Source organism: Neokomagataea anthophila (assembly GCF_018122595.1).
Taxonomy (GTDB): domain Bacteria; phylum Pseudomonadota; class Alphaproteobacteria; order Acetobacterales; family Acetobacteraceae; genus Gluconobacter; species Gluconobacter anthophilus.
On the sequence record NZ_JAGRQH010000003.1, the window covers coordinates 1 to 23,172 of the forward strand.

Genomic DNA, 23,172 nt, shown 5'->3' on the forward strand with positions numbered 1-23,172 from the left:
CCCATGATGCCCATGATGCCCATGATGCCCATGATGCCCATGATGCCCATGATGCCCATGATGCTGCAGCGTCGGGTGTCGTAGAGTATGAAGAGCGCTTGGCGCGTTTAACGTCCGAAAACTTGACGCTTAAAAGCGAGTTGGGCGAAGTTTTGGAAGAGTTACGGCGTTTAAGAAAACTTTTGCCGGTTTGAGTAAATCTGCCCCATTGCGCAATGGGGCAGACACTGCTACATAACCGCCACCGCAGGACGGGCAGTAGCGCAGCCTGGTAGCGCATCAGTCTGGGGGACTGGGGGTCGTGGGTTCGAATCCCGCCTGCCCGACCAGTCCTGCGGTAATTTTCTTACAAGTTATGCATTGTCAGAGACCTCATCGGGTGTACCGATGATCGTTTCTGTTTTGTCGCTGGTCCAGAGCATCCACAACAGATGCAGTGAGGCCATGATGGCTGGGCCAAGGAATAGGCCGAGCAGCCCCCAAGTTTCTGCGCCGCCGAGAATGCCGAGCAAGACCCAAAGGAAGGGTAGTTGTGTGCTGCCGCCAATAAGGGCAGGGCGAATGAAGTGATCGGCTACGAAGATAACAATTGAGCCTAATGCAGCGACGATGATTGCGCTGACCATTCCGCTTTTGATGAGCAGCAGAAGAACGACGATACCAACTGTAGGCCATGCCAGAAGAGGGATCATGGCAGCGACTGCGGTAATCATAGCAAAAATCAGAGGCTGTGGTGCGCCTGTGAGTGCGTACGCAATGCCCATGATCACGCCTTCGCCGAGGCCGACAAGAACAAGCCCGGATACAGTGCCGTGAACGGATGAGACGATTTGACGCGCGATGGTTTCGCCTTGTTTCCCGAAGAGGCGCTGTGAGCCTAGCAGGGCTTTGCGGATGACGTAGTCACCGTCTTTCAAAAGGAAAAAGAGCGTCAGCATCGAGAAGCTGAAGACCATACCGCGTTGGGCGAGTTGTGAACCTACCTGACGCGTGACCTGCATACTATGGCCGACATCCACGGAATGCATAAAATTAGAGACGCGTTCTGGACTTGTGAGATGTGCCTGCCACCAATTGGATGCTTGGGTGGAGAGGAAAGGTAGGCGGCCGAGCCATTCTGGGGCGGGAATGCCATTATGGCGTACATCATCGACCCATAGGAGAACGCTATGGGCTTCATCCGCGATTTTAACGCCGAGGAGTGACAAGGGGGCTAGGAAAATCAGCGCAACAGCAACGGTAAACAGCAGTGGAAGCCACTCGCCGGTACCGAATTTGCGTTCTAGATTTTTGTATAGTGGCCATAGGGCGATGGCAAAAACGCTGCCCCATAAGAGGGCCGGGAGGAAGTTGTGAAGAGTGTATAAAGCGATGGCGACGAAGAACAGAGCAAGAAAGCCGCGTGCTCGTCGCTGCAATACGCTTTTGGATACATCCTCGTTGATGGTCGAAGGTGTTTCGGTCATTGAAGCCTCATGTCAGTAAGCGCGCTATCAGCACTATCACAAAAGATAAGAACGCCTAAGAGTGGCTAGAGGCTGCAATGATATTCAGGTTGGATTAGAAAGAAGCGCACTCGTTTTCGATGGTTAAGCCAACGGATTGTTGATCAAAATCTTGCTTATAGCGCTCTCGAATGAGCGTGATGTCGTGCTGAAGATTGGGGCGATCAGGTGTTGCGATCCATAAGACGCGGGATGGTTCATGTGTGATGGCACCGGTCTGGGTATCGCGCCATTGTCCATCGGCCGAAAGAATAGAGTAACCCGCTGGGAAAAGGGGGGTGATGACATTTTGCGTAAAGCCTTGCCATTCTGCGTCTGAGATGGGCTGGCCATTAGGCTTTGTGAGGCCGAACATCATGTGAATATCCAGCATTTTGGTGGCCCTCATGGAGAGGCAAAGGCTGGGCACAACGTTTACAGGAGCAATGCAGCCGCCGAGGGTAAGGGGGAGAAGGCAGGCGGTGAGCAGGGAGCGTAATGTCATCATGATGCAATCGGATGTAGAGCGTTATGGATGAGGGTGTGATCTTGTGGTGAAAATAGGCCGCGGCGTAAAAAGAGATCAATCAGCACAAGATTAACGTTGAATTTGAAATCATGCGTGCTGCGTACGCGTTCGAAAACCTCCATCAGAGGGAGGAGGTGGAAGCTTTCAACTTCACCATCATTGGGGGTCGGGCGGAATGTTTCGGGCAAGATGAGGTCGTAGCAGTGGAGAACATCCCGTCTAAGCCCCTCAGGGCGCTCCATAGCGTATTGGATGCGACTAACGGGTTTAGCCTGCTGAGCTAAGCTGGGAGGGATGCCTGCCTCTTCTTCGGCTTCTTTGATGACGGTTGTCGAAGGGGTAAGGCCCGCACTCATTCCCCCGGCAACGAGATGATCCAGTTTTCCAGGGTCGAGCTTTTTGTCCATACTCCGGCGCGCAACCCAGAGATGAGGGCCACGATTGGTTTCTACGAGGCCGTTGAGGTGAATACCTTCTGCCGCGAGGCCAAGAATAGGGATGGCGCCGCGATCAACCTGCCCGATGATGTCACCCGCCTTATTGCGAATATCAAAATCTTCATGGTGCAGTTTATAGAGGCCACGCTGCGCAAGAGTGAGTGCTAGGGGGCGTAAGGCACCTGTGTCTTGAATGCCGAGAATATTGCCCGTGTTGGCATTTAGGCTACGGAGTTCATGTGCAATATCGGGGGAGACCCATCCGATTTGTTCATCACGCCAGAAAAAGGGGGCGCGTTGTCCGGGCAGTTGGGCCTGATTACAGGCATGAATATGTTCAAGGAAGGGGGTGATGTGTGAGGTCATCGTTGGGTTGGTACTCGTAGCGCCAAATGGCGTCATGTTTGCAAAGACGGGATAGGCTACGGCATTATATCGCTCATGCCCAAAACATTCGATGCCCCTAAGGCTCTTTCCCTCGTTCAGTTATGGCCTTTGATCCGTCCCGAGCGACTGAGGGGATGTGCGCTCCGTGTGGCTAGTGCCATTATATTGCTGGTTGTGGAGAGTGCGCTCACGGTTTGGGCACCGGTGGTGCTGAGTCGTATTGTTGGGGTGTTATCTGTGCGCCCTGAGATGAGAGCTGTATTGTGGCTTGTCGCAGAGTTTGCGGTGCTACGATGTGTGATCGCTTTAGCAACGCCTCTGCGGAATATCGTGTTTAAGCCGGTAGAATCAGAATTACAGCGCCGTTTGGCCTTGTTAGGTTTGCGGCATTTGCACGGCATGAGTGTGCGTTACCATTTGGACCGGCAGACGGGGGCTATTACACGAATTTTGGATCGTGGGGTTTCGGCTGTGGAGAGCGTATTGAACTTATTCTTGTTCAATGTGCTGCCCAATGTCTTAGAATTATTGATGACATTTGTGGTGATTATACGATTTTTTCACGCACGGTATTTGTTGGTTCTGTTGGCGGCTATCGCGGTGTATTCGAGCATTTCTTATGCTTTTACCCGTGCGCGTATGGCGGCGCGGCGGCGGCGCAATGTGTGTAGTGGTGCAGCGCAGCACCGTTTATTGGACAGTATTCTAAATTTTGAGACGGTACGCAGCTTCGGTAACGCGGATTATGAAATTCAGCGCTATGATAAGGCGCAAAAAGTCTTTCGTGATGCTGACATACGGCTTAACTGGTTGGTTAATCTGTCGCAGGCAACGCGGGGGCTTTTGATTGCGCTGACAACGGCAATTTTGTTCGTTTTTGCGGCGCAAGACGTGATGCACCATCATCTCGGTGTCGCGCAGTTTGTTTTGATTGGGGCGTATTTACGCAGTCTGTATTCGGCTGTCGGTTCATTAAATTATGTCAGTGCGGGTTGGCAAAATGCGCGCGTAGATTTGGAAAATTATTTGGAGTTGTTGGCGCAACGTTCTGAAATTGCCCCCCCCCAAAACCCTATTCATATTCCTGCGAGATTGAAGGATGGGGGGGCGGCGTCTGTCGTGTTTGATGATGTTGCGTTTGGATATGATACTGATCGGCAAATTTTGAAGGGTGTTACATTACGGGTGCCCGCAGGCTCGTCTTTAGCTGTGGTGGGGCATACGGGGTCGGGGAAGTCGACCTTAGGGCGTCTTTTGACGCGTGCGTTTGATGTATCTTCTGGGGTAGTGCAGGTCGATGGGCATGATGTGCGAGCGTTTGCAGAAGCGGATTTACAGCGCGTTATAGGAATCGTTCCGCAAGACACGGTTTTGTTCAATGCGGGGATTGGCGAAAATATTGCGTATGGTTTTCCCGGTGCGGCTCAAAGTGCCATCGAGGATGCGGCAAGGCGGGCGCAAATCCATGATTTTATCTGCACCTTACCTCAGGGCTATGAAACGGTTGTGGGAGAGCGTGGTTTAAAGCTCTCGGGTGGAGAGAAGCAGCGTGTGGCCATTGCGCGTGTATTGCTTAAAGACCCGCGTATTCTGCTGTTGGATGAGGCAACAAGCGCTTTGGATACGCAGACAGAGGCTGCCATACAACATGAGTTGGACGCTCTTTCACGGACGAGAACCACCGTGATTATCGCGCATCGTTTGTCCACGGTGGCCGGGGTTGATCAGATTATTGTTATGGATGAAGGGCGCATTATAGAGCGCGGAACCCATGCAGAATTATTGGATTTGGATGGGCAATATGCCAAAATGTGGCGAGCGCAGGGCGGCCAATTTACGATAAGGGCTTGACGGAAGGGCTATCTTTCGCCATAAGCCGCGCCTGATTTACGGAACGCGCCGGGCACAGACGTCCAGCGTCATCCAGCATCGAGGAAAGTTCTCATATGTCTCGCCGTTGCCAAGTCACGGGCAAGGGCGTGCTGACGGGCAATAACGTCAGCCACGCCAATAACAAGTCCCGCCGTCGTTTCCTTCCGAATCTGCAAGAAGCCACGCTGGTTTCTGACATTCTCGGAGCATCAGTTCGTATGCGTTTGTCAACAAACGGCATTCGTACCATCGAACACAACGGTGGTTTGGATTCGTTCCTGCTTGGTACGCCTGATCGCAAGCTTCCTGTCGAAGCTAAGGTTATTAAGCGTCGTATTCTGCGTGTGCAGGAGCGCAAGGCCGTCCAGTCCGCCTGAAGGCTCTCAATGCCTGATGGCGTGTCAAGCTGAAAAATTTTCAGTTATCGGCATTTTGGTATAGAGATTGCACTTGAAAACCGTGGCGGTCTGGGTCATTCCACCGCCACTGGGATATGTCAGGTTCAGCCCCTACGGGCTGCGGCGGAGGTGTTTCAGTTGAGGCTGAAGCACCTTTTATTGTATTTTGGAGGTTATCCGTGTCCGAAACCGTTCAGGAAGCCAAATCGGCTCTCTCGAAGATCCGCAATATCGGTATTACCGCGCATATTGACGCCGGCAAGACCACAACAACCGAGCGTATCCTGTACTACACGGGCGTGTCTCACCGTATTGGTGAAGTGCATGACGGTAACACCACCACCGATTACATGGCGCAAGAACGTGAGCGTGGCATCACGATTACGTCCGCTGCTGTGACGTGTGAGTGGAACGGTAACCGCATCAACATCATTGATACGCCGGGCCATATTGACTTCAACATTGAAGTGAACCGTTCGCTCCGCGTGCTTGACGGCGCTATCTTCGTGATTGAAGGCGTGGCCGGTGTTCAGCCGCAGTCTGAAACGAACTGGCGCTTGGCAGATCGTTACAACGTTCCGCGTATCATCTTCATCAACAAGCTCGACCGTACGGGTGCGAACTTCGACTACGCTTTCAGCACGCTGAAAGAAAAGCTCGATATCGTTGCTATCCCGCTGCAGCTGCCGATTGGTGCTGAAGAAAACTTCGTCGGCGTAGTCGATCTGGTTGAAATGCGTGCGATCGTATGGGAAGGCGGCGAACTCGGCGCTAAGTTCCATTACGAAGAAATCCCAGCTGACCTGAAGGAAAAGGCTGAGGAAGCTCGCCAGAACCTGCTCGACACAGCTCTGGCTGTTGATGATGCAGCTATGGAAGAGTACTTCGAAAAGGGTGAAGTGGACATCGCTACCCTGAAGAAGTGCATCAAGAAGGGTGCTGTCAGCGGCGAATTCCGTCCGGTCATGTGTGGTACGGCGTTTAAGAACAAGGGCGTTCAGCCTTTGCTTGACGCAGTAATCGACTACCTGCCAGCTCCGGATGAAGTTGAAGGTATTCGTATTGCTCCACCGGAAGACGAAGAAGTTGACGAAAACTTCCTGCCGATCGTTCCGGTTGACCCAGATGGTAAGTTCGCAGGTCTTGCGTTCAAGATCATCTCTGACAAATACGGTACGCTGACCTTCGTTCGCGTCTATCGTGGTGTTCTGAGCGTTGGTGATACAGTGCTGAACACGACGAAGGGCCACAAGGAACGTGTTGGCCGTATGTTCCAAATGCATGCTGACAAGCGTCAGGAAGTGAAGTCGGTTGGTGCCGGTGACATTGCTGCGTTCGTTGGTCTGAAGGACACGGTTACGGGTGATACGCTGGCAGACGCAGCTGACCCAGTTGTTCTGGAGCGTATGCAGTTCCCGGTTCCGGTGATCGACATTTCTGTTGAGCCGAAGACCAAGGATGCTGTTGAAAAGATGACGCTGGCTCTGCAGAAGCTGACGGCGGAAGATCCTTCCCTGCAGCTGAAGACAGACCAAGAAACGGGCCAGACCATTCTGTCCGGTATGGGTGAGCTTCACCTCGACATCATCGTTGACCGTCTGCGTCGTGAATACAACGTTGACGCGAACATTGGTGCGCCGCAGGTGGCATATCGTGAGACGATCACGAAGCCATATGTTCACACCTACACCCACAAGAAGCAGTCTGGTGGTTCGGGTCAGTACGCTGAAGTCAAGATTGAGTTCGCTCCTTCTGACAAGCCGGACGAAGTCATCTTCGAAAACAAGATTGTTGGTGGTGCGGTTCCTCGTGAATACATCCCGGCTGTTGAGAAGGGTATTCGTAACCAGTCCTCAACGGGTGTGATGGCAGGCTTCCCAACGGTGGACTTCAAGTTCACGTTGCTTGACGGTAAGTACCATGACGTTGACTCGTCGGCTCTGGCCTTCGAAATCGCGGCTAAGGCTTGCTTCCGTGAAGGTATGAAGCTGGCTGGTCCGGTTATTCTTGAGCCGATCATGGATGTGGAAATCACCACGCCGAACGATCACGTTGGTGACGTTGTAGGTGACTTGAACCGTCGTCGTGGTATCATTCAGAGCCAAGAAACGTCAGGTTCAACGGTTATGATCCGTGCGCAGGTTCCGCTGAAGGAAATGTTTGGTTACATTTCACATCTGCGTTCTGCAACGAAGGGTCGTGCATCCTTCACCATGCAGTTCCATCACTACGATCCAGTGCCGCGCAACGTGGCAGAAGAGATCATGGCGCAGTCTTCCTGATTGCTCCATCCTCTTTAGGATACGAAAAAACCCCGTCAGTACTGCTGGCGGGGTTTTTTTATGCAATGTGCTGTGGTCGCGTTATGTGCTGGCAGGTGAGAGGGCCTCACCTGCCATGATTGTTGCGTTAGTGTAGGTTATCCGTTTTGCGGATGAAGGTTGCGACATTGTCGTGCAGTTGCTGCAGAGATTTCGGGTCCACATACACCATATGGCCGGAATCATACTGAGCGTATTCGATGTTCTTTTGCAGTGCAGCCGGAATGGGTAGGTGTTTCATCTCATACATACCCTCAAAATATGGGGTTGCGAGATCGTAATAGCCCGCGTTGAGCATAACATGCAGGTTGGGGTTGGTTTTCATCGCCATGGCGAGGTCAGCCATAACATTCGGGACGCCTTCGGAGGGATAGCCGCTTGGTTGTGTGTGTTTGTTGTCCCAGTGTCCTGCTGCGGTATTGAACAGATGATATGCTTCATCTGAGCCATATTTGAGTGTTGTGCGGACATAGTCATTAAACAACGTGACGTAAGCAGAGCTAATGGCGCTAGATTGTGGATCGTATTCCACTTCCTTGCTCATGGGGTCGATTGTTGGGCTAGAATAGCGCGTGTCCAGACGGCCTGTTGCAGTGCCAGTCGTGGCTTGGAGTTGCTGCTCGAACTGGCCACCATTTACGCGCAGGTTAGATTTGAGAATATAATCTACAGGAAGGCCAGTATAATCGTGCAGTTTCTGAGCAATGGCTGTACGTTGTTGCTCTGACAGATCGCTGCCTTGTGCAAGTGCGAGTGTGTAGTCATTCAGAGCAAAGTGTTCGACTTCGGCAAGGAAGGTTTTGAGGTCCGGATGTGTGGCCGGGAGGGCCTTATGATACCATGCCGTGGCGGCATATGTTGGTAATGCTAGGACGTAAGGATTATCGATGCCGGGGTTGAATTGTGGTGTATCTGCGCTGTTGTCGTAATTAAGAATTTGGGACAGCAGGATAACCCCGTTGAAGTCGATATTCTGTTCTTGTTCTAAGTTATTGATGACCACAGCAGAACGCATTGTGCCGTAGCTCTCACCGAAAAGATATTTGGGTGAGTTGAAGCGGTCATATTTCCCTAAGAATTGCGCGATGAAATGCGTAAAGGCTTCGGCATCGCCATCAACGCCGAGGAAGGTTTTCGCAGCGTCTTTTCCGCCAATGCGTGAGAAACCTGTTCCGGGCGCATCAACAAAAACAACGTCTGATACATCGAGTAGAGATTGTGGGTTGTTGATGAGCTGGTATGGGGCAGCCGGAAGGTGTGTGTCACCTGGGGTATTCACGCGGCGTGGGCCAAATGTGCCCATATGTACCCATACAGAGGCTGATCCGGGGCCGCCATTATACAAGAACGTAATGGGGCGGCGTGCGGAAGGGGCGCCATCTTTGAAATATGCTGTGTAGAACATGGATGCGACGGGTGGGTTTTTCGCATCATCATCTTTTGGCTCAGGCAGTTTTACGCCGCGCTTGCTCAGTATGTCAGATGAGTCATCATATGAGGTGCCGTGGACGAGGATGGTCCCGGCAACGGCACGATAGGCAATGGTTGTCCCGTCCACCACAACAGTGCCGTGGGTTACGCTATCAGCGTTGGCGCTAACTGTTGATGCTGGCTGCTCAGGTGTAGCAGCCAGTACGGTGGAGGAAAGCATTGAAAATGCAAGACTAGAAAGAAGAGCTTTACGAAACATGGAGGTACTTCCGTGCTGACGTTAAGCTCTTTTCCTAGCAGACGTTACGCTGTCGACAAGATAGGTTGTGTGTCTTTATCTTAGCCGAAGGCACGGTTTGCATGCATGATAGCGATGCCAATTTCGCGCAGGAGTTCAAAATGGCGTGCTAGAGGGCGGAAAAGCTCTTCATGTTCTGCCGTAAATCCCTCCGTTGTTTCTTGATCCCGTGGCTCACCAAAATTGATATGGGCAATGCTTGGGGCCGCAAGAGGGAAGAGTTCTTCCAGAATATGCAGCATACGTGGGACATCAAGGCATAGAGCTAATTGAGTAATGCCATCGCGGGTTAGGTTGGAGCGTGGTCCGAAATAAGGAATTTGGGACGCTAAGAGCCAAATGCGGTTAATAAGAGCAAAGCGTAGAGCGTGCAGAAGCTTTTCACGTGCAGCCATACGTGGGGCTTCTGGCCATACACTGCGCAGGGCAATATTGTCGGCTTGAATCCGGCGGAACATGGCGGGGGCGCTGGTCCAGAAGCGTAGCGCTTCGAGACCATCTGAGATGGTCAGGTAGGATTGTCGTTTTTCTTCATCTTCAGCTTGTGTGGCACGGTCGAGCCATGTGCCTGGGTCAAGCTGGCGGATGGTGGCACGCAGTACATCCAGATCGGAATGTGCAAGGGCTTGGCGCGCAAAATCCATGGCTCCTTGGAAGCGTGGGGAGGCTTGGAGTAACTCTTCGAAGGTTTCCGGGTGGCGTTGGGCTGCATTGCCTAAACCGTGGAGTACGTTTGCCCACCAGCCGAGCTGCTGCAAAATGGCGTTGTTCGGGATAGCGCGGAGTTGGCTGGGGTGGGTGATTTGTGTCACCGTTGCCGCGTCTGATTGCCGTGCGGAGGGGCGTGATCCGGTTTTATCCACGAGGGATGGGCCGAATGCACTGAGCAAGGCTGCGTAACCGGGGTCATCAACCAATGCGGCCATATCAAGGGCGATGGTTGAGAAGAAGTCGGCGGCAAAATCAGGGCGCGTGTAGATGGGATCTTCGTGCGCTTCGGGGATGTCTGTGATGTGCTCGGCAAGCGTTGCGAGGGTTGATGATGCGAGCTCATGTGTTCCGAACAAGGTGTAGCCATCACCACCTTGAAAGGCTGTTTCGACGCGATGGCGGATGCCTGCCTGATGTAGGGCCGCGCGTGTTCGTGCAGGAGAGAAGTAGTTCAGGCGCTGGCTGAGTGAGAAGGGGTGTGCGCCGCGGCCAATGCTTTCTCCGTGTGTGTCAAACAAGGTGAGAGAGACGTCCTCAAGGTCATGTTCCTTGAGAAGGGCCAGGGTCCGCATACGGAGGCGCTCGACCAAGTTGGTAGCCGCGAGTTGCCCGACATAGCGACCGGAATCGGAATAGCCGAATTGTAAGGAAAGGCGACCATTGGCACGAAGGTAGTTCCGCCAATGTGGTGAGTGGAAGGCCTCTTCCAGAATGGTTTCACCGTTTTCGAGTGCGCTTTCCGTCTCGAATAGTGGAGAAATTTCGATTTGGTGGTCTTGGATGCCCATGAGGCGTGCCAGCCACAACGTAGCGAGCAGCGTGTAGCCACTTTCGGTCTCTGCAATGAGGAAGCGAATGGGGGAGCCGCTATCCACATGTTTGAGGATTTGCGCCATAGTCATCATTAGGCGCGCAGCAGAGGCTGTTTCTGTCAGAAGGGCGCCGAAATCAACGGGGCGTGGTGTAAGTTCATCCAGCGCCGTGTTGATTTTTGACATAAGGACACGGCGGCGGCGTGGCAGGGCTGGGTCATCTGACAGGCCTAAGCGTGAACGGGCGACGTTATAGATCTGTGCTGCGTTGAGGCGTGTGTGGATGTGCGCAATGCCAAGCCCGTGGCTCATAAAGCCAGCGCGCAGCGTGTGCAGTCTTAGGGTTTGCTCTTCGTTTAGGCCGGATGCAGCATCACGGAAGAGTGGTGCTAGGGCTTGGGCGTGATCGAGAGCGGCTTCGTGATGGGCAATCAGCGTGAGGGCAAAGTGTTGGATTTGCTCAACGCTCGCATCGCGGCCTGTAGGGCAAGCTTCGTGCTGTGTGCGTACTGCTTGAATGGCGCGGCGAACACGCATGGCGAGAGCTGTGTGCTCAAGGCCGAGTGCGGAGAGGCTGCTGTCTAAACGTGAAAGTTGTGCGAGTTTTAATTCCAAGCGGATGCGGAGCGTATCCCACCAGCCGATATCGGTACGGCCATCGGTATCAAACCCGACCCAGCTTGCCAAAATAATTGGAGATGGGTCTATGGCGGCGATAGCGTCAGCGCCCCATCGTTCTTTCATGGCTTGGAGAAGGGATGTTGTGAATTCATCCAAAGCATCACGGCCACGCAAGATAGCGTCAAGGGCTAGGCCTTGTTCATGGCTAAGTGTTGGGGGAGTGGCGCGGCGATGCGTGGTAAACTGTTCTACTGCTTTTGTTGGTGATGTCGCGCATTCTGCTAAATGAGCATAAACATCATCGGCCAAAGCAAAAGTAGGGTGGGCTGTAAAGACTGCGGCGATCCCCGGGCGAGCCAAGTCTTCGGCTGTTTGTGCCTGCTGCACTAGTTTTTGAGAGACATTGGTCAGGCGCTCTGCTGGTGGGGCGTCTTGCAGACCGACATAGCGGCGTAAATTCTCTGCGCGCTCGACAAAAAGTTCATCACGAAGGGTACGGACGATATCTGTGAGCTCAGGCAGGGTGTCTGCGTTCGTACTTGTAGGGAACTGGGTTTCAATACGCTGAATTGCGCTGGCGAGGCCGTCATGTTCCTGTTCAAGAGAGGCTACGAGTTCCTCAATACGAGCAGAGAGGGTGGGATCGAGCCGGGAACTAAGTTGGGACATCGGACGGTCTCACTTGAAACAAAATTGCGTTGAGATAACGCGCGGAGCCGTTTGTGGCTGCACGTTATGTGTTTGACGGTTGTTTCATGACCTGCGCGGCTGTGCAACACCCCTGCCCATAAAGCTGCCTTTTCCGAGGGAGAAGGGCGCGACAGAAAAAACGGATGATGGTAACGGGAGAGTATGGAAACATCTCGCTTATCCGCCGTAAAGCCTCTCTCTCAAGAGGGAGGAGTATCCCCTAAGCGTAAAGCTGAGGCGCTTTTGGTTATTATGGGCGTGGCGTCTGGTGTGACGACATGGCTAAGCACGCGGGCCGCCGGAGAACACCATTTTTGGTTGGATACTCTTAGGGCGGGAACACGTTCTGGTGTCGTTGGTGGTTTGGCGGATTGGTTTGCCGTTACGGCGTTGTTTCGGCATCCGCTGGGCATTCCAATCCCGCATACGGCCATATTGCCCCGGCAGAAGGATCGGCTTGGGCGTGCTTTAGGGCGCTTTGTTGGCGATCAGCTTTTTGCGGATGATGAAATACGGCGTGTTTTGCGCAAAGTTGATGTGCCGGGTCTTGTTGCGAAAGTTCTGGAAGACCCACAGACACGAGAAAGTTTAATTTTCGCTCTGCAGGGGAGTTTGCCTGATCTGTTCGCACGTATTGAGGACGGACGGGCAGGGACTGCGATGGCAAACATCATGGCTGTTGCGCTGAACGGTGAAGAAATGGCGCCGTTGGTGGCGCGTGTGCTGCGCGCAATGGTTGAGAGCGAGATGCATCAGGAGGTGATTTCTTTCCTGATCAGTAAGCTTCAAGAGGCTTTAGCGGCACGAGAAGATGAACTGCGTGATTTCGTTGAAGATCGCGTGCGTGAGCAGGGTGGGCGTTTTGTTGGGTGGGCGCTGGGGAGTTCAGTGGCAAGCCGGGTGTTTCAGTCGCTGCAAACAGAAATTGAGCGGATTGACCCAATGGATTCGGCCCTGCGGCAGGGGTTTACGCGCTGGGTGTGCCGCGAAATTGAGAAGTTGGAGTGTGGTGAGGGGTACCATAACGAATTTGTGAAAGGTGTGTCCTCTGTGCTGCAACACGATGTGTTGCGTGCGTGGTGCCAAGAGCTTTGGCTAAAGTTTCGGCGTATGGCGGAAGATGATAGTCGGCGTACGGATGGGTGGAGTGCTGCTGTACTGGCTAGTTCGGTCGATGGTCTTGCAAGTATGTTGCGGAGCAATGAGGGGATACGTCAGAAGGCAAATACGTTGATAGAACGTGGGGTTTTCGCCTTTTTGCCGCAACTGCGGGAAAAAATGAAAACCTTTATGATGTCGGTCATTGCGCGGTGGGATGGTGAGGCGCTTTCTGCACAGTTAGAGGCGGGTGTCGGGCGTGATCTCGCTTATGTGCGTGTGAACGGTACGGTGGTTGGCTTCTTGGTGGGGGCTGTGTTGGAAGGGTTCTTCCGTGTTGTAGCGGGGCTTTGAGCGGCATGGTGTACGTCAATTATCTTGACCGGCCAGAAGATATGGGGCAATCCCAACTCCAATTAGGACTCAATGAGTCTTAAATGTGAATTCAATGTTTGAGTGGGTGTGATGCTCAGGCTTTCCAAACTTGCTGATTACGCCACAGTTATTCTCGTACGGTTAGGCCGTTATGAAGAACTGGTTACGGCGTCGGCACTGGCCCATGAAACGGGCGTGCCTGAGCCAACTGTAGCAAAACTGTTAAAGGGACTGGCCGGGCACCAACTGGTTATTTCCCATCGTGGAGCGCGGGGCGGTTACCGTTTGGCACGTTCCTTAGAGGATGTCAGTATCGCAACGGTGATTGCCGCTGTGGATGGACCAATCTCAATCACAGCATGCTGTGATGGGCGTGAGTGTGAACACAGTGCGCTATGCGGCCTCTCAGGTCAGTGGGATATGGTAAATGATGCCATTCTTGAAACGCTTAACCGTATCACACTTGCCGATATGCAAGGGCCTAACGATGTTTCATCAAGTGCCCGTGGCGGTTCAACGAGAGAGGATGCAGATTTTGCCTCTTCTGTTGTGGAACCGGTGAAGTAAGGACGAAGATCATGCCAGCCGTTACCGAAACTCGTGAGGCCGTCGAAAAGCTTGCTAAGTCCAGCTATGAATGGGGCTTTGAAACCGATATCGAGATGGAAATCGCCCCGAAAGGGTTGAATGAAGATACCATCCGTTTGATTTCGGAGCGTAAAGGTGAGCCCGCATGGATGTTAGAGTGGCGCTTGCAAGCTTATAGTGCGTGGCTGGAGATGAAAGAGCCTGAATGGGCGAAAGTCAGCCATCCGCCGATTGACTATCAAGACGCGCATTATTTCGCTCAGCCGAAGAAAAAGCCGGGCCCTAAGAGCCTTGATGAAGTTGATCCACAGTTGCTGCGTACGTATGAGCGTCTGGGCATTCCATTGCATGAGCAAGCACTATTGGCCGGTGTGGAAGGCGCTGAAGAAGCGCGCCCGCCTGTTGCTGTGGACGCGGTGTTTGATAGTGTTTCGGTTGCGACGACCTTCCGCAAAACGTTGGAAGAAGCCGGGGTTATTTTCTGTCCAATATCAGAAGCTATTCGTGAGCACTCTGAATTGGTGAAGAAGTATCTTGGTACGGTTGTGCCTGTTGGTGATAACTTTTTCGCGGCCTTGAATTCTGCGGTCTTTACGGATGGTTCGTTCGTTTATGTACCGAAGGGCGTACGCTGCCCGATGGAACTGTCTACCTATTTCCGTATTAATGCGCGGAATACAGGGCAGTTTGAGCGGACGCTGATTATTGCAGAAGAGCGTGCGAGTGTATCGTACCTTGAAGGATGCACAGCGCCTCAACGTGATGAAAATCAGCTTCATGCAGCGGTGGTTGAATTGGTAGCGATGGATGATGCATCCATTAAATATTCGACCGTTCAGAACTGGTATCCCGGCGATGAAAATGGTCGTGGCGGTATTTATAACTTTGTGACCAAGCGTGGTATTTGTCGTGGTGCACGTGCAAAAATCTCGTGGACGCAGGTTGAAACCGGTTCGGCCATTACGTGGAAATATCCGTCGTGCATTTTGGCTGGTGAAGGTTCCGTTGGGGAGTTCTACTCTGTTGCGGTGACGAATGGTCATCAGCAAGCGGATACCGGCACTAAGATGATTCATTTGGGGGCGAATACGCGCTCAACAATTATCGCGAAGACGATTTCTGCTGGTGAGTCGGATAGTACGTATCGTGGATTGGTGCGGATGCAACCGCGTGCGCGCCATGCACGCAACTTCACGCAATGCGATAGTCTTTTGATTGGTGACCGTTGTGGGGCGCATACAGTGCCCTATATTGAAAGCCGGAATATGACAGCGCGTGTGGAGCATGAAGCCACCACGTCTAAGATATCAGAAGATCAACTCTTTTATTGCCGCTCACGCGGGTTGTCGGAAGAAGATTCGGTAGGGCTTATTGTCAACGGCTTCTGCCGTGAGGTTCTTAAAGAACTGCCGATGGAATTTGCGGTTGAAGCACAGAAGTTGCTTCAGATCAGCCTCGAGGGAAGTGTAGGTTAACAATGTCTGAATTTCTTGAAATCCGGGGCCTCGAGGCTCGTATCGATGCCGATGGTACGCCAAAGGACATTCTCAAAGGGATTGATCTGACCATCCCTAAGGGTGAAGTCCACGCGATTATGGGGCCGAATGGATCGGGTAAATCGACCCTGTCCTATGTTCTGTCTGGCCGCGATGATTATGAAGTGACAGGTGGTTCAGCGCTGTTTAAGGGCGAAGACCTACTGGCTTTAGAGCCGGAAGAGCGTGCTGCGCTGGGCGTCTTCTTGGCGTTCCAAGCCCCGGTTGAACTGCCGGGCGTCAACAATGCGAACTTCCTGCGTACAGCGGTGAATGCCGTGCGCCGGGCTCGTGAGCAAGATGAGTTGGATGCAGTCGCATTTTTGAAGGCTGTACGTGCGGAAACGAAGCGTTTGTCTATGTCAGACGAAATGTTGAAGCGTGCAGTGAATGTTGGCTTCTCTGGCGGTGAGAAAAAACGCAACGAAGTTCTCCAAATGCGTCTTTTGCAGCCTTCTTTGGCGATTTTGGATGAGACAGATAGCGGGCTCGATATTGATGCTCTGCGCATCGTCGCAGAAGGCGTGAATTCACTGCGTGGCCCTGATTTCTCCGCTTTGGTGATTACGCATCATCAGCGCCTGTTGGATCATTTGGTGCCTGATCGTGTGCATGTGATGGCCAAGGGGCGCATTATCCATAGCGGTGGTCCAGAAGTCGCGAAGACACTGGAAAAACAAGGCTATGCTCAGTTTCTTGAGGCCGCAGTATGACACAAGCAACCTTGCCGGCAGCCCCAGCGCTTGACGCGTTTGTTGCGCGAGCCGCTGAGGCAGGGCATGTATCGATCGATGCACTGAAGCAAGTCGGGGTACCTACACGCCGGGTTGAAGCATGGCGCTATACGCCGCTGCGTGCCGTGTCCGCCATTGCGTGGTCGGCTGCGCCAGTGGTGACGCAGGCTGATGTGGAGGCCGTACTTGCGACATTGCCGCTGCCTGAAACCGGACATCGTGCAGTCTTTGGGAATGGACGTGTTGTGCAGGCGGATTTGCCGCCTTGCGCGCAAGCACTTCCTGCCTTGTCTGAAGCGGCTTCAGAGGCAGGCCGTTTTTCGGTATTGCTGAATGATGTTCTGGCGTCTGACGGTGTGGCGCTGCGTGTGCCTGCGGGGCAGGATGCGGGCTTTTTAACCCTTGCGAATATCACGAAGGGTACAGATGTCTCCGCTCATCTGCACCATCGTATTGTGTTGGAGGACGGTGCTTCTCTAACGCTGTATGAAGTGAATGCTGGTGAAGGGCGTTATCTGACGAACCCGCGTTTGAGCATCGAAGTTGGCCGTGGTGCACGTTTGCAGCATGTAAAAATCCAACGTGATAGCGCGGATGCGTTCCATCTGGCATTTGTGTCGGCCAAGGTTTCAGGTGAGGGTGTTTATAACAGCTTTACGCTAAATCAAGGCAGTGCACTGGCACGTCATGAAGTGGCGGCAACGCTCGCAGAAAGTCATGCGGAAGTGCATATCAATGGCGTGCAACGTGTGGATGGAGAGCGTTTGAATGATCTGACGTCATTCATTCATCACGCCGCACCGGATTGTAATTCACGCCAGACGGTGAAGACGGTTCTGTCCGAAAATGGCCAAGGTGTTTTCCAGGGTAAGATCCTTGTGGATCGTATTGCCCAGAAAACGGATGGCTATCAGATGAACCAAGCTTTGCTACTGTCTGAGAAAGCACAGATTAACAGCAAGCCTGAGCTCGAAATCTACGCAGATGACGTGAAGTGCAGTCATGGTGCAACGGTTGGTGCGCTGGATGATGAGCAGCTTTTTTATCTGCGCTCACGTGGTGTTCCAGCCGCAGAAGCGCGTGATATTTTGGTTCAGGCATTCTTGCTGGATGCTGTTGAATTGGTTGAAGATGTCACGTTGCGCGATCTGCTGTTGCGGAGTTTTGTATCGTGACGCCGGAACTGCGCGCTCAATTTCCTATTCTTGAGGAAAAAGTGCACGGGAAGCCGCTTGTCTTTTTAGACAGCGCGGCTTCTGCGCAGAAGCCGATATGTGTGATGGACGCTATGCAAAAAGCGGCTTATCACCAATACGCGAATATTCATCGCGGTTTACACTGGATGAGTGAGCGCACGACGGAAGCTTATGAAGCGACCCGTGATGTTGTTGCTGCGTTTTTAAACGCGCCAGATCGCCATGAGATTGTTTTTACACGGAACAGTACAGAGGCGATTAACCTCGTCGCGCATAGCTTTGGTGGGCTTTTAAAGCCTGGCCAAGCGGTGCTTATTTCTGAGTTGGAGCACCATGCGAATATTGTTCCGTGGCTGATGCTGCGGGATCGTATCGGTATTGAATTGCGGGTTGTTCCCATTCTGGACAATGGGGATATCGACCTGAATGCGTATGAGGCATTGTTGGCTGATGGCAAGGTCGCTCTCGTAGCGATTACGCAGATGTCCAATGTCTTGGGGACCGTAACGCCGGCAAAAAAACTGGCAGAATTGGCCCATGCGCATGGCGCGAAGATTTTGTTTGATGGTTCGCAGTCGGTGGTGCATAGCGCCGTTGATGTGCAGGCTATTGGTGCCGATTTCTTTACGTTTACGGGGCATAAATTATACGGACCAACGGGCATCGGTGTGCTTTGGGGACGTATGGAACTTCTCGATTCTATGCCGCCTTTTATGGGCGGTGGCGAGATGATTCAGAGTGTCTCGTTCGAAGGTGCAACGTGGGCGAGTGTGCCGCATCGTTTTGAAGCGGGTACGCCTGCGATTTTGGAAACGATTGGGCTTGCGGAAGCAATTCGTTTTGTTGAGCGGATTGGTTATGACGCGATTGAAGCGCATGAGAAAGCCCTGACGGATTATGCCGTTGAGCGCCTTAATGCGCTTGAGGGTGTACGTGTTTTGGGTGCGCCTGCTCAGCGTGGTGGTGTGGTGTCTTTCGTAATGGAGAAAGCGCACCCACATGATTTAGCAACGTTGCTTGATCAGATGGGTATTGCCATTCGTGCAGGGCAACATTGTGCGGAACCTTTGGTGCGTAAATTAGGGCTTCATGCAACGGCGCGTGCGAGCTTTGGTGTGTATTCTGTCAAAGAAGACATCGATGCTCTGTGCGTGGGCCTTGAGCGCGCCCATATGATGTTAAGTTGAGAGAGTGATGAGCGATCAACCGCAAGAGACTGTTGATGTGCCGGCTACTCAGGGATCTGCACCAGATCAGGATGCCGTGATTGCGGCGATTGCTACGGTGTATGACCCGGAAATTCCGGTCAATATTTATGAGCTGGGTCTGATTTATGCCATTGATTTGCATGATGACGGCCGAGTTCATGTCGAAATGACCCTTACGGCCCCTAATTGCCCAAGTGCGCAAGAGTTGCCTGAGATGGTTCGTGAGGCGATTGCTCAATTGCCAGAGGCGACGACTGTCACGGTGGAAATTGTTTGGGATCCGCCGTGGGATATTAGTCGTATGAGTGACGATGCGCGTCTTGCGCTAAATATGTTCTGATTGATCGGAAGTTTATAGCATGTCTGAAACAGCTTCCCGCCGCCCGCTTCCTGCAATGATGACACTGACTGAGCGTGCAGCAACGCGCTTACAGGCTTTGTATCAAGGGGCGCATAAAGGTGAATTGCTGCGTGTGCGTGTGGGCACGCGAGGCTGTTCTGGTTTGTCGTATGAAATGGAATTCGTGTCGGAAGCTGCGCCGACTGATGAACGCGTTGAAGATCAAGGCGTAACCTTATTGGTAGACCATAAGGCTACGCTCTTTTTGATCGGTAGCGTGATGGATTACGAGGTCAAGGACCTCGAATCCGGCTTCACATTCAAGAATCCGAATGAGAAGGGGCGCTGCGGTTGCGGCGAGAGTTTTCACGTTTGATCCGTTTCGGATCGCGTGAAAGCACCAAAACAGTTTCAATTTCAGTGGACCATAAGAATTGGTCCACAACCGTGCTGCTGATGAGTTCAAACCCTGCCTTATGGAGGGTTTGAAGATCTTTTTTCAGGGCCGCTGGGTTGCAGCTTACGTAAATAATATCGCGCACGGCTGACCGTGCGAGCGGCTCGATCTGTGGTCCTGCGCCCGTATAGGGCGGATCAAGAACGACGACGCGTGCAGTCTTGAGGTCATGCGGTAAAAGAGGCTGCCGCACGAGGTCACGCATATGCGCATCAATACGTCGTCCGCCAGAGGCTGTGCGTAGACTTGCTGCTGCCTCAGCATCCCCTTCATATGCGATGACACGCCCTTTATCCGACATGGGCAGGGTTAAGGTGCCACAACCGGCATAGAGCTCAACAATAATATCTTTTTTGTTGAGTGCTGGTAGGCCTGCCAGAACGGCATCTTGAATCGCTTTTTCAGATTCTTTTGATGCTTGTAAAAAAGCGGCGGGCGGAGGCGTTACTTCAGCTGAGCCAAAGCGAATATAAGGGGCACGAGATTGGGCGACTGTTTCGATCTCACGTTTACCGAGTGGCGTCCATGCGATACGACGAATCGTGTGTTCACGTGCAAAGATGGCCAGTTTGGTACGATCTGCCGTGGTTAAGGGGGCTGGTGTGGAGAGGGTTAAATCTGGCCCGGTATCCAAAAGGTTGATTTGCAGGTCAGCCCGTCCGGTGATAGCGCCGATACCTGAAAGAACGTCACGCAGAGGCGTTAACAGCTCAAACAGCTCAGGCACCAGCACGTCGCAAGCCGTCATATCAATAGGATCGCCCGCACGTGCGTGGAGGCCAATATGCACACCGCCTGTTACGCGCTGAATGGCAAGGTCCATGCGGCGGCGTGTGCGTGGGGGTGTTTGGTATTGCTCTGGTGCGGGTGGGTTAACGAAGACACTGTCCAAGAGACGAGTGATACGATCTGCTTTCCACTCCAAAAGCGCTGGCAAGGTCATGTGTTGCACAGAGCAACCGCCGCACTCATCAAAAAGGGTGCAAGGCGGTGTGACACGACTATTGGATGTTTCGATAATCTCGATGAGTTCAGGCGTGTCCCCGGTGAAGCGGAATGAAACTGTTTCACCAGGAAGCGTGTTCGGTAGAAAATAGGTTTTACCATCATGGTAAAACACGCCATCTCCCGTTGTGCCGAGGCCTTCGATTTTGGCGTTTAAAACGCCATTTGCCATATTATTCATCGCCGTAATGCCGTCCGTCATGTTGGATTGGTGCGTTACGGTCAGAATCTTGAGTTGGAACAGCACTGCGGCGGCGGCGTGGAATCAGCATGAATGCAGGGGTATCGCCACCGAAACCGGTACGCGGCACATCGTTCTCAAATGCTGGAGCAAGCTCAATGGAAACACCATGTGCACGGACGGGCTCTTCCTGGCGAGGAATGCTGGTCGGTACGACATCAGGTGTGGCGTCTTGCGGCGTGTCTTGACCGTTGCGTTTGTTACGCCCGCCACGACGACGTTTGCGCTTTTTGCCTTCGCTAGCGTTTTGGGAGTGCTCTTCTTCTTGTTGAAGAATCGGCTCGGCTTGAGGTGTGGACGTAGCTTCGACAGCAGGAACGTGGTCCCAATTGATGGTTTCGATGCTGGGGAAGGTTGTTGGCTCAATCGTTTTACCGATGAGAGCTTCAATGGCTTCTACCAATTCCCGATCTTTTGGCGCAGCAATGCTGATGGCATGTCCTTGCTTGCCTGCGCGGCCTGTACGTCCGATTCGGTGTACATAGTCTTCAGCATTGAAGGGAAGGTCATAGTTGAAGACGTAAGAGAGGCCACCGATATCGATGCCGCGTGCGGCAACGTCAGAGCAAACGAGGATTTGCAGGTCACCAGCTTTGAAGCGTTCCAGCGTGGCAAACCGTAAGGACTGAGCAAGGTCACCGTGTAAGTGGCCTGCAGCAAAGCCGTGCTTTGTCAGATAACGTTGAAGCATATCAACGTCACGTTTGCGGTTACAAAAGACAATCGCATTTTGTGCTGTCAGGGATTGCAGCATTTTGCGCAGAGCGCGGCGTTTAGCATCTTCTTCAACAATGATCAGCTTTTCTTCGATGGTGGAAGCCACAGAGGAAGGGCGTGATACAGTGATCTCAACAGGTTGGCGCAAGAAGGCATCGGCCAAGCGGCGGATTTCTGGTGCCATTGTTGCAGAGAAGAAAAGCGTCTGCCGATGTTGTGGCAGAAGAGTTACGATCTTCTCAATATCAGGGATGAAGCCCATATCGAGCATACGGTCTGCTTCATCGATGACGAACAGACTTGTTTGCGTCATTAACAAGCCGCCACGTGCAAACATGTCTAGCAAACGACCTGGTGTTGCGATGAGAACGTCAACGCCCCGGTTTAGCACTTCGCGCTGCTCTGCCATGCTTTCACCGCCAATAAGCAGAGCGTGGGAGAGGCGTAAATACTTGCCGTATAGCTTAAAGTTATCAGCAACTTGGAGAGCGAGTTCACGAGTAGGCTCTAAGATCAATGAACGCGGCATCCGTGCGCGTGCGCGTGATCCAGAGAGCTTTTCGAGCATTGGCAGCGTGAAAGAGGCGGTTTTTCCTGTGCCTGTTTGCGCAACGCCCAGAACATCGTGCCCCTTTAAGACTTCGGGGATGGCCTGTGCTTGAATTGGAGTGGGGTGTAGATACCCCAACTCTTGGATGGCCCGCATAATGGGTTCACCCAAGGGGAGTGAAGTAAAGAGCGGGCGGTCATCTTCAGCGGTGGGGTGGGGGATTACCGCGTCTGGGAGAGTTTCAGGCTGCGCGCTTTCCACGTTTTGTGTGGTGTTAGCTGGTTCCGTCTTGGCGGTTTCTGCCGTTGGGGCGGCAGTAATGGCATCTTCGTATTGAGTTTGTTCAACTGATGCTTCTTCTGGCACGACAGAGGCTACAGTTTTGCGCGGACGTCGTGTTTTCTTTGTAGGCTTGGCTTCGGTAATATCGGTCTGTGTCGTCTCGTCGACAGTTTCTTGCACTTTTTTGGGACGGCCACGACGACGTGGGGTAGAAGGCGCCTCAGTTATCGCGGGCTCAACTTCAACTGGTGCCACGGGCTGTTCTGAAACTGTGTCTTCCACAAGGGCGTTGAGAGTGTCAGCCTTTTTCGGGCGGCCGCGGCGACGTACCGGTTTGATGACTGCGGCATCGTCTGTTTCAACCCCATCAGTTGGGGCTGTTTTCATGCGTGTCGTCCGGCGACGTTTAGGGGCTGTGGTAGCCTCTGGTTCAGCAGAAATTTCTACTGTGGATTCGGTGGAATTTTCGTCAACAGAAATAGGAGCGGTTTTGCGGGGGCGCCCACGACGTTTGGGGGGTGCCACGCCTTCTGGAGCAGAAATGCTCTCTGTGGTGCTGATTTCTGCGGGAAGAGTTTCGCTCTCTGCTTTTTTGCGGCGTGGTGCGCGCTTACGAGCAGGCTTCTCTGCATCAGCAGTAAGGCTGAGGGAGGAGGTAACGTCCGCTGGTGCGTCGCTAATCGGGGCCTCATCGGAGACTGATGGCGCATCCAGAGCAGGAGTCGCAGCAGTATCCTGTGCAACCTTGCGCCCTCTTGTGCGGGGAGTGGTTGTGCGGGGCTTGGAGGGACCGGAGGTCGTTTTCGCGTTCAAATGACTCTCGAAATTCTCGTTGGCGGAGTTGACCCGAAGGGA

Annotated in this window: 19 protein-coding genes and 1 tRNA gene; 13 read left to right on the forward strand and 7 right to left on the reverse strand. The window is 52.9% G+C overall.

The window, feature by feature from the left end; all coding sequences use genetic code 11:
- Positions 1-194, forward strand: a 194-nt coding sequence (locus KB213_RS05190; RefSeq protein WP_408903722.1) for a hypothetical protein, incomplete at its 5' end; no start/stop codon positions are given.
- Between the two features lie 58 nt (positions 195-252).
- Positions 253-329, forward strand: a tRNA-Pro gene (locus tag KB213_RS05195).
- A 24-nt stretch (positions 330-353) separates the two neighbouring features.
- Here the strand turns inward: KB213_RS05195 and KB213_RS05200 are convergent.
- The 3 genes from KB213_RS05200 to KB213_RS05210 form a co-directional block, all read right to left on the reverse strand.
- Positions 354-1,466 (reverse strand): AI-2E family transporter, encoded by a 1,113-nt coding sequence (locus tag KB213_RS05200; RefSeq protein WP_211680998.1) that lies wholly within the window; start codon positions 1,464-1,466, stop codon positions 354-356.
- A gap of 94 nt (positions 1,467-1,560) precedes the next feature.
- Positions 1,561-1,992 (reverse strand): DUF3574 domain-containing protein, encoded by a 432-nt coding sequence (locus KB213_RS05205; protein ID WP_249110285.1) that lies wholly within the window; start codon positions 1,990-1,992, stop codon positions 1,561-1,563.
- Positions 1,989-2,852 (reverse strand): NUDIX hydrolase, encoded by an 864-nt coding sequence (locus KB213_RS05210; RefSeq protein ID WP_211681000.1) that lies wholly within the window; start codon positions 2,850-2,852, stop codon positions 1,989-1,991. Before KB213_RS05210 ends, KB213_RS05205 begins: the two co-directional genes overlap by 4 nt.
- Positions 2,853-2,891: 39 nt before the next feature.
- On the opposite strand from KB213_RS05210, the gene KB213_RS05215 reads away from it, so the two are divergent.
- The 3 genes from KB213_RS05215 (at position 2,892) to fusA (ending at position 7,389) form a co-directional block, all read left to right on the forward strand.
- On the forward strand, positions 2,892-4,688 hold the full coding sequence (locus KB213_RS05215) for an ABCB family ABC transporter ATP-binding protein/permease (RefSeq protein ID WP_211681002.1): 1,797 nt from the start codon (positions 2,892-2,894) through the stop codon (positions 4,686-4,688).
- A gap of 95 nt (positions 4,689-4,783) precedes the next feature.
- A complete protein-coding gene (gene rpmB / locus KB213_RS05220) occupies positions 4,784-5,086 on the forward strand; it encodes a 50S ribosomal protein L28 (protein WP_068172235.1) in 303 nt (100 codons plus the stop codon).
- Positions 5,087-5,286: 200 nt separating this feature from the next.
- Positions 5,287-7,389, forward strand: a complete 2,103-nt coding sequence (gene fusA / locus KB213_RS05225) for an elongation factor G (protein WP_211681004.1) — start codon at positions 5,287-5,289, stop codon at positions 7,387-7,389.
- 127 nt (positions 7,390-7,516) lie between these two features.
- Here fusA and KB213_RS05230 read toward each other — a convergent pair whose 3' ends face one another.
- Together KB213_RS05230 and KB213_RS05235 are read right to left on the reverse strand one after the other, a co-directional pair.
- Complete coding sequence (locus tag KB213_RS05230) at positions 7,517-9,118, reverse strand: S10 family peptidase (RefSeq protein WP_211681006.1); 1,602 nt, start codon at positions 9,116-9,118, stop codon at positions 7,517-7,519.
- An 80-nt stretch (positions 9,119-9,198) separates the two neighbouring features.
- A complete protein-coding gene (locus KB213_RS05235) occupies positions 9,199-11,970 on the reverse strand; it encodes a phosphoenolpyruvate carboxylase (protein WP_211681008.1) in 2,772 nt (923 codons plus the stop codon).
- A 183-nt stretch (positions 11,971-12,153) separates the two neighbouring features.
- On the opposite strand from KB213_RS05235, the gene KB213_RS05240 reads away from it, so the two are divergent.
- From KB213_RS05240 to KB213_RS05275, 8 genes are all read left to right on the forward strand, one after another.
- The gene (locus KB213_RS05240) at positions 12,154-13,443 is read left to right on the forward strand and encodes a DUF445 domain-containing protein (protein ID WP_211681010.1); all 1,290 of its coding nucleotides are present in this window, start codon (positions 12,154-12,156) and stop codon (positions 13,441-13,443) included.
- A 111-nt stretch (positions 13,444-13,554) separates the two neighbouring features.
- Positions 13,555-14,031: an SUF system Fe-S cluster assembly regulator gene (locus KB213_RS05245; protein WP_211681012.1), complete on the forward strand. Its 477-nt coding sequence runs from the start codon at positions 13,555-13,557 to the stop codon at positions 14,029-14,031.
- Positions 14,032-14,042: 11 nt separating this feature from the next.
- Positions 14,043-15,527 (forward strand): Fe-S cluster assembly protein SufB, encoded by a 1,485-nt coding sequence (sufB, locus tag KB213_RS05250; protein WP_211681014.1) that lies wholly within the window; start codon positions 14,043-14,045, stop codon positions 15,525-15,527.
- A 2-nt stretch (positions 15,528-15,529) separates the two neighbouring features.
- Positions 15,530-16,300, forward strand: a complete 771-nt coding sequence (sufC, locus tag KB213_RS05255; RefSeq protein WP_068172271.1) for a Fe-S cluster assembly ATPase SufC — start codon at positions 15,530-15,532, stop codon at positions 16,298-16,300.
- Entirely contained in the window at positions 16,297-17,496 is a 1,200-nt protein-coding gene (gene sufD / locus KB213_RS05260; RefSeq protein WP_211681016.1) for a Fe-S cluster assembly protein SufD, read from the forward strand. Before sufC ends, sufD begins: the two co-directional genes overlap by 4 nt.
- Positions 17,493-18,704, forward strand: coding sequence for an aminotransferase class V-fold PLP-dependent enzyme (locus KB213_RS05265; RefSeq protein WP_211681018.1), 1,212 nt, complete (start codon positions 17,493-17,495; stop codon positions 18,702-18,704). Before sufD ends, KB213_RS05265 begins: the two co-directional genes overlap by 4 nt.
- A 7-nt stretch (positions 18,705-18,711) precedes the next feature.
- Complete coding sequence (locus KB213_RS05270) at positions 18,712-19,065, forward strand: SUF system Fe-S cluster assembly protein (protein ID WP_068172278.1); 354 nt, start codon at positions 18,712-18,714, stop codon at positions 19,063-19,065.
- Between the two features lie 19 nt (positions 19,066-19,084).
- Positions 19,085-19,441, forward strand: coding sequence for a HesB/IscA family protein (locus tag KB213_RS05275; RefSeq protein WP_068172281.1), 357 nt, complete (start codon positions 19,085-19,087; stop codon positions 19,439-19,441).
- Here KB213_RS05275 and KB213_RS05280 read toward each other — a convergent pair.
- Positions 19,386-20,774 carry a class I SAM-dependent RNA methyltransferase gene (locus tag KB213_RS05280; protein WP_346266671.1) on the reverse strand — a complete coding sequence of 463 codons (1,389 nt, stop codon included), beginning with the start codon at positions 20,772-20,774 and terminating at the stop codon, positions 19,386-19,388. The genes KB213_RS05275 and KB213_RS05280 overlap by 56 nt on opposite strands.
- Complete coding sequence (locus KB213_RS05285; RefSeq protein ID WP_211681645.1) at positions 20,701-22,704, reverse strand: DEAD/DEAH box helicase; 2,004 nt, start codon at positions 22,702-22,704, stop codon at positions 20,701-20,703. Before KB213_RS05285 ends, KB213_RS05280 begins: the two co-directional genes overlap by 74 nt.
- Positions 22,705-23,172 lie beyond the last annotated feature (468 nt).

Coding starts and splice junctions, on each gene's coding strand:
- KB213_RS05205 (WP_249110285.1), bottom strand. CDS start 1,992: ATGATGACATTACGCTCCCTGCTCACCGCCTGCCTTCTCCCCCTTACC.
- KB213_RS05240 (WP_211681010.1), top strand. CDS start 12,154: ATGGAAACATCTCGCTTATCCGCCGTAAAGCCTCTCTCTCAAGAGGGA.
- rpmB (WP_068172235.1), top strand. CDS start 4,784: ATGTCTCGCCGTTGCCAAGTCACGGGCAAGGGCGTGCTGACGGGCAAT.
- KB213_RS05245 (WP_211681012.1), top strand. CDS start 13,555: ATGCTCAGGCTTTCCAAACTTGCTGATTACGCCACAGTTATTCTCGTA.
- KB213_RS05215 (WP_211681002.1), top strand. CDS start 2,892: ATGCCCAAAACATTCGATGCCCCTAAGGCTCTTTCCCTCGTTCAGTTA.
- KB213_RS05270 (WP_068172278.1), top strand. CDS start 18,712: ATGAGCGATCAACCGCAAGAGACTGTTGATGTGCCGGCTACTCAGGGA.
- KB213_RS05230 (WP_211681006.1), bottom strand. CDS start 9,118: ATGTTTCGTAAAGCTCTTCTTTCTAGTCTTGCATTTTCAATGCTTTCC.
- KB213_RS05285 (WP_211681645.1), bottom strand. CDS start 22,704: ATGAAAACAGCCCCAACTGATGGGGTTGAAACAGACGATGCCGCAGTC.
- KB213_RS05200 (WP_211680998.1), bottom strand. CDS start 1,466: ATGACCGAAACACCTTCGACCATCAACGAGGATGTATCCAAAAGCGTA.
- sufC (WP_068172271.1), top strand. CDS start 15,530: ATGTCTGAATTTCTTGAAATCCGGGGCCTCGAGGCTCGTATCGATGCC.
- KB213_RS05235 (WP_211681008.1), bottom strand. CDS start 11,970: ATGTCCCAACTTAGTTCCCGGCTCGATCCCACCCTCTCTGCTCGTATT.
- KB213_RS05275 (WP_068172281.1), top strand. CDS start 19,085: ATGTCTGAAACAGCTTCCCGCCGCCCGCTTCCTGCAATGATGACACTG.
- KB213_RS05210 (WP_211681000.1), bottom strand. CDS start 2,852: ATGACGCCATTTGGCGCTACGAGTACCAACCCAACGATGACCTCACAC.
- sufB (WP_211681014.1), top strand. CDS start 14,043: ATGCCAGCCGTTACCGAAACTCGTGAGGCCGTCGAAAAGCTTGCTAAG.
- sufD (WP_211681016.1), top strand. CDS start 16,297: ATGACACAAGCAACCTTGCCGGCAGCCCCAGCGCTTGACGCGTTTGTT.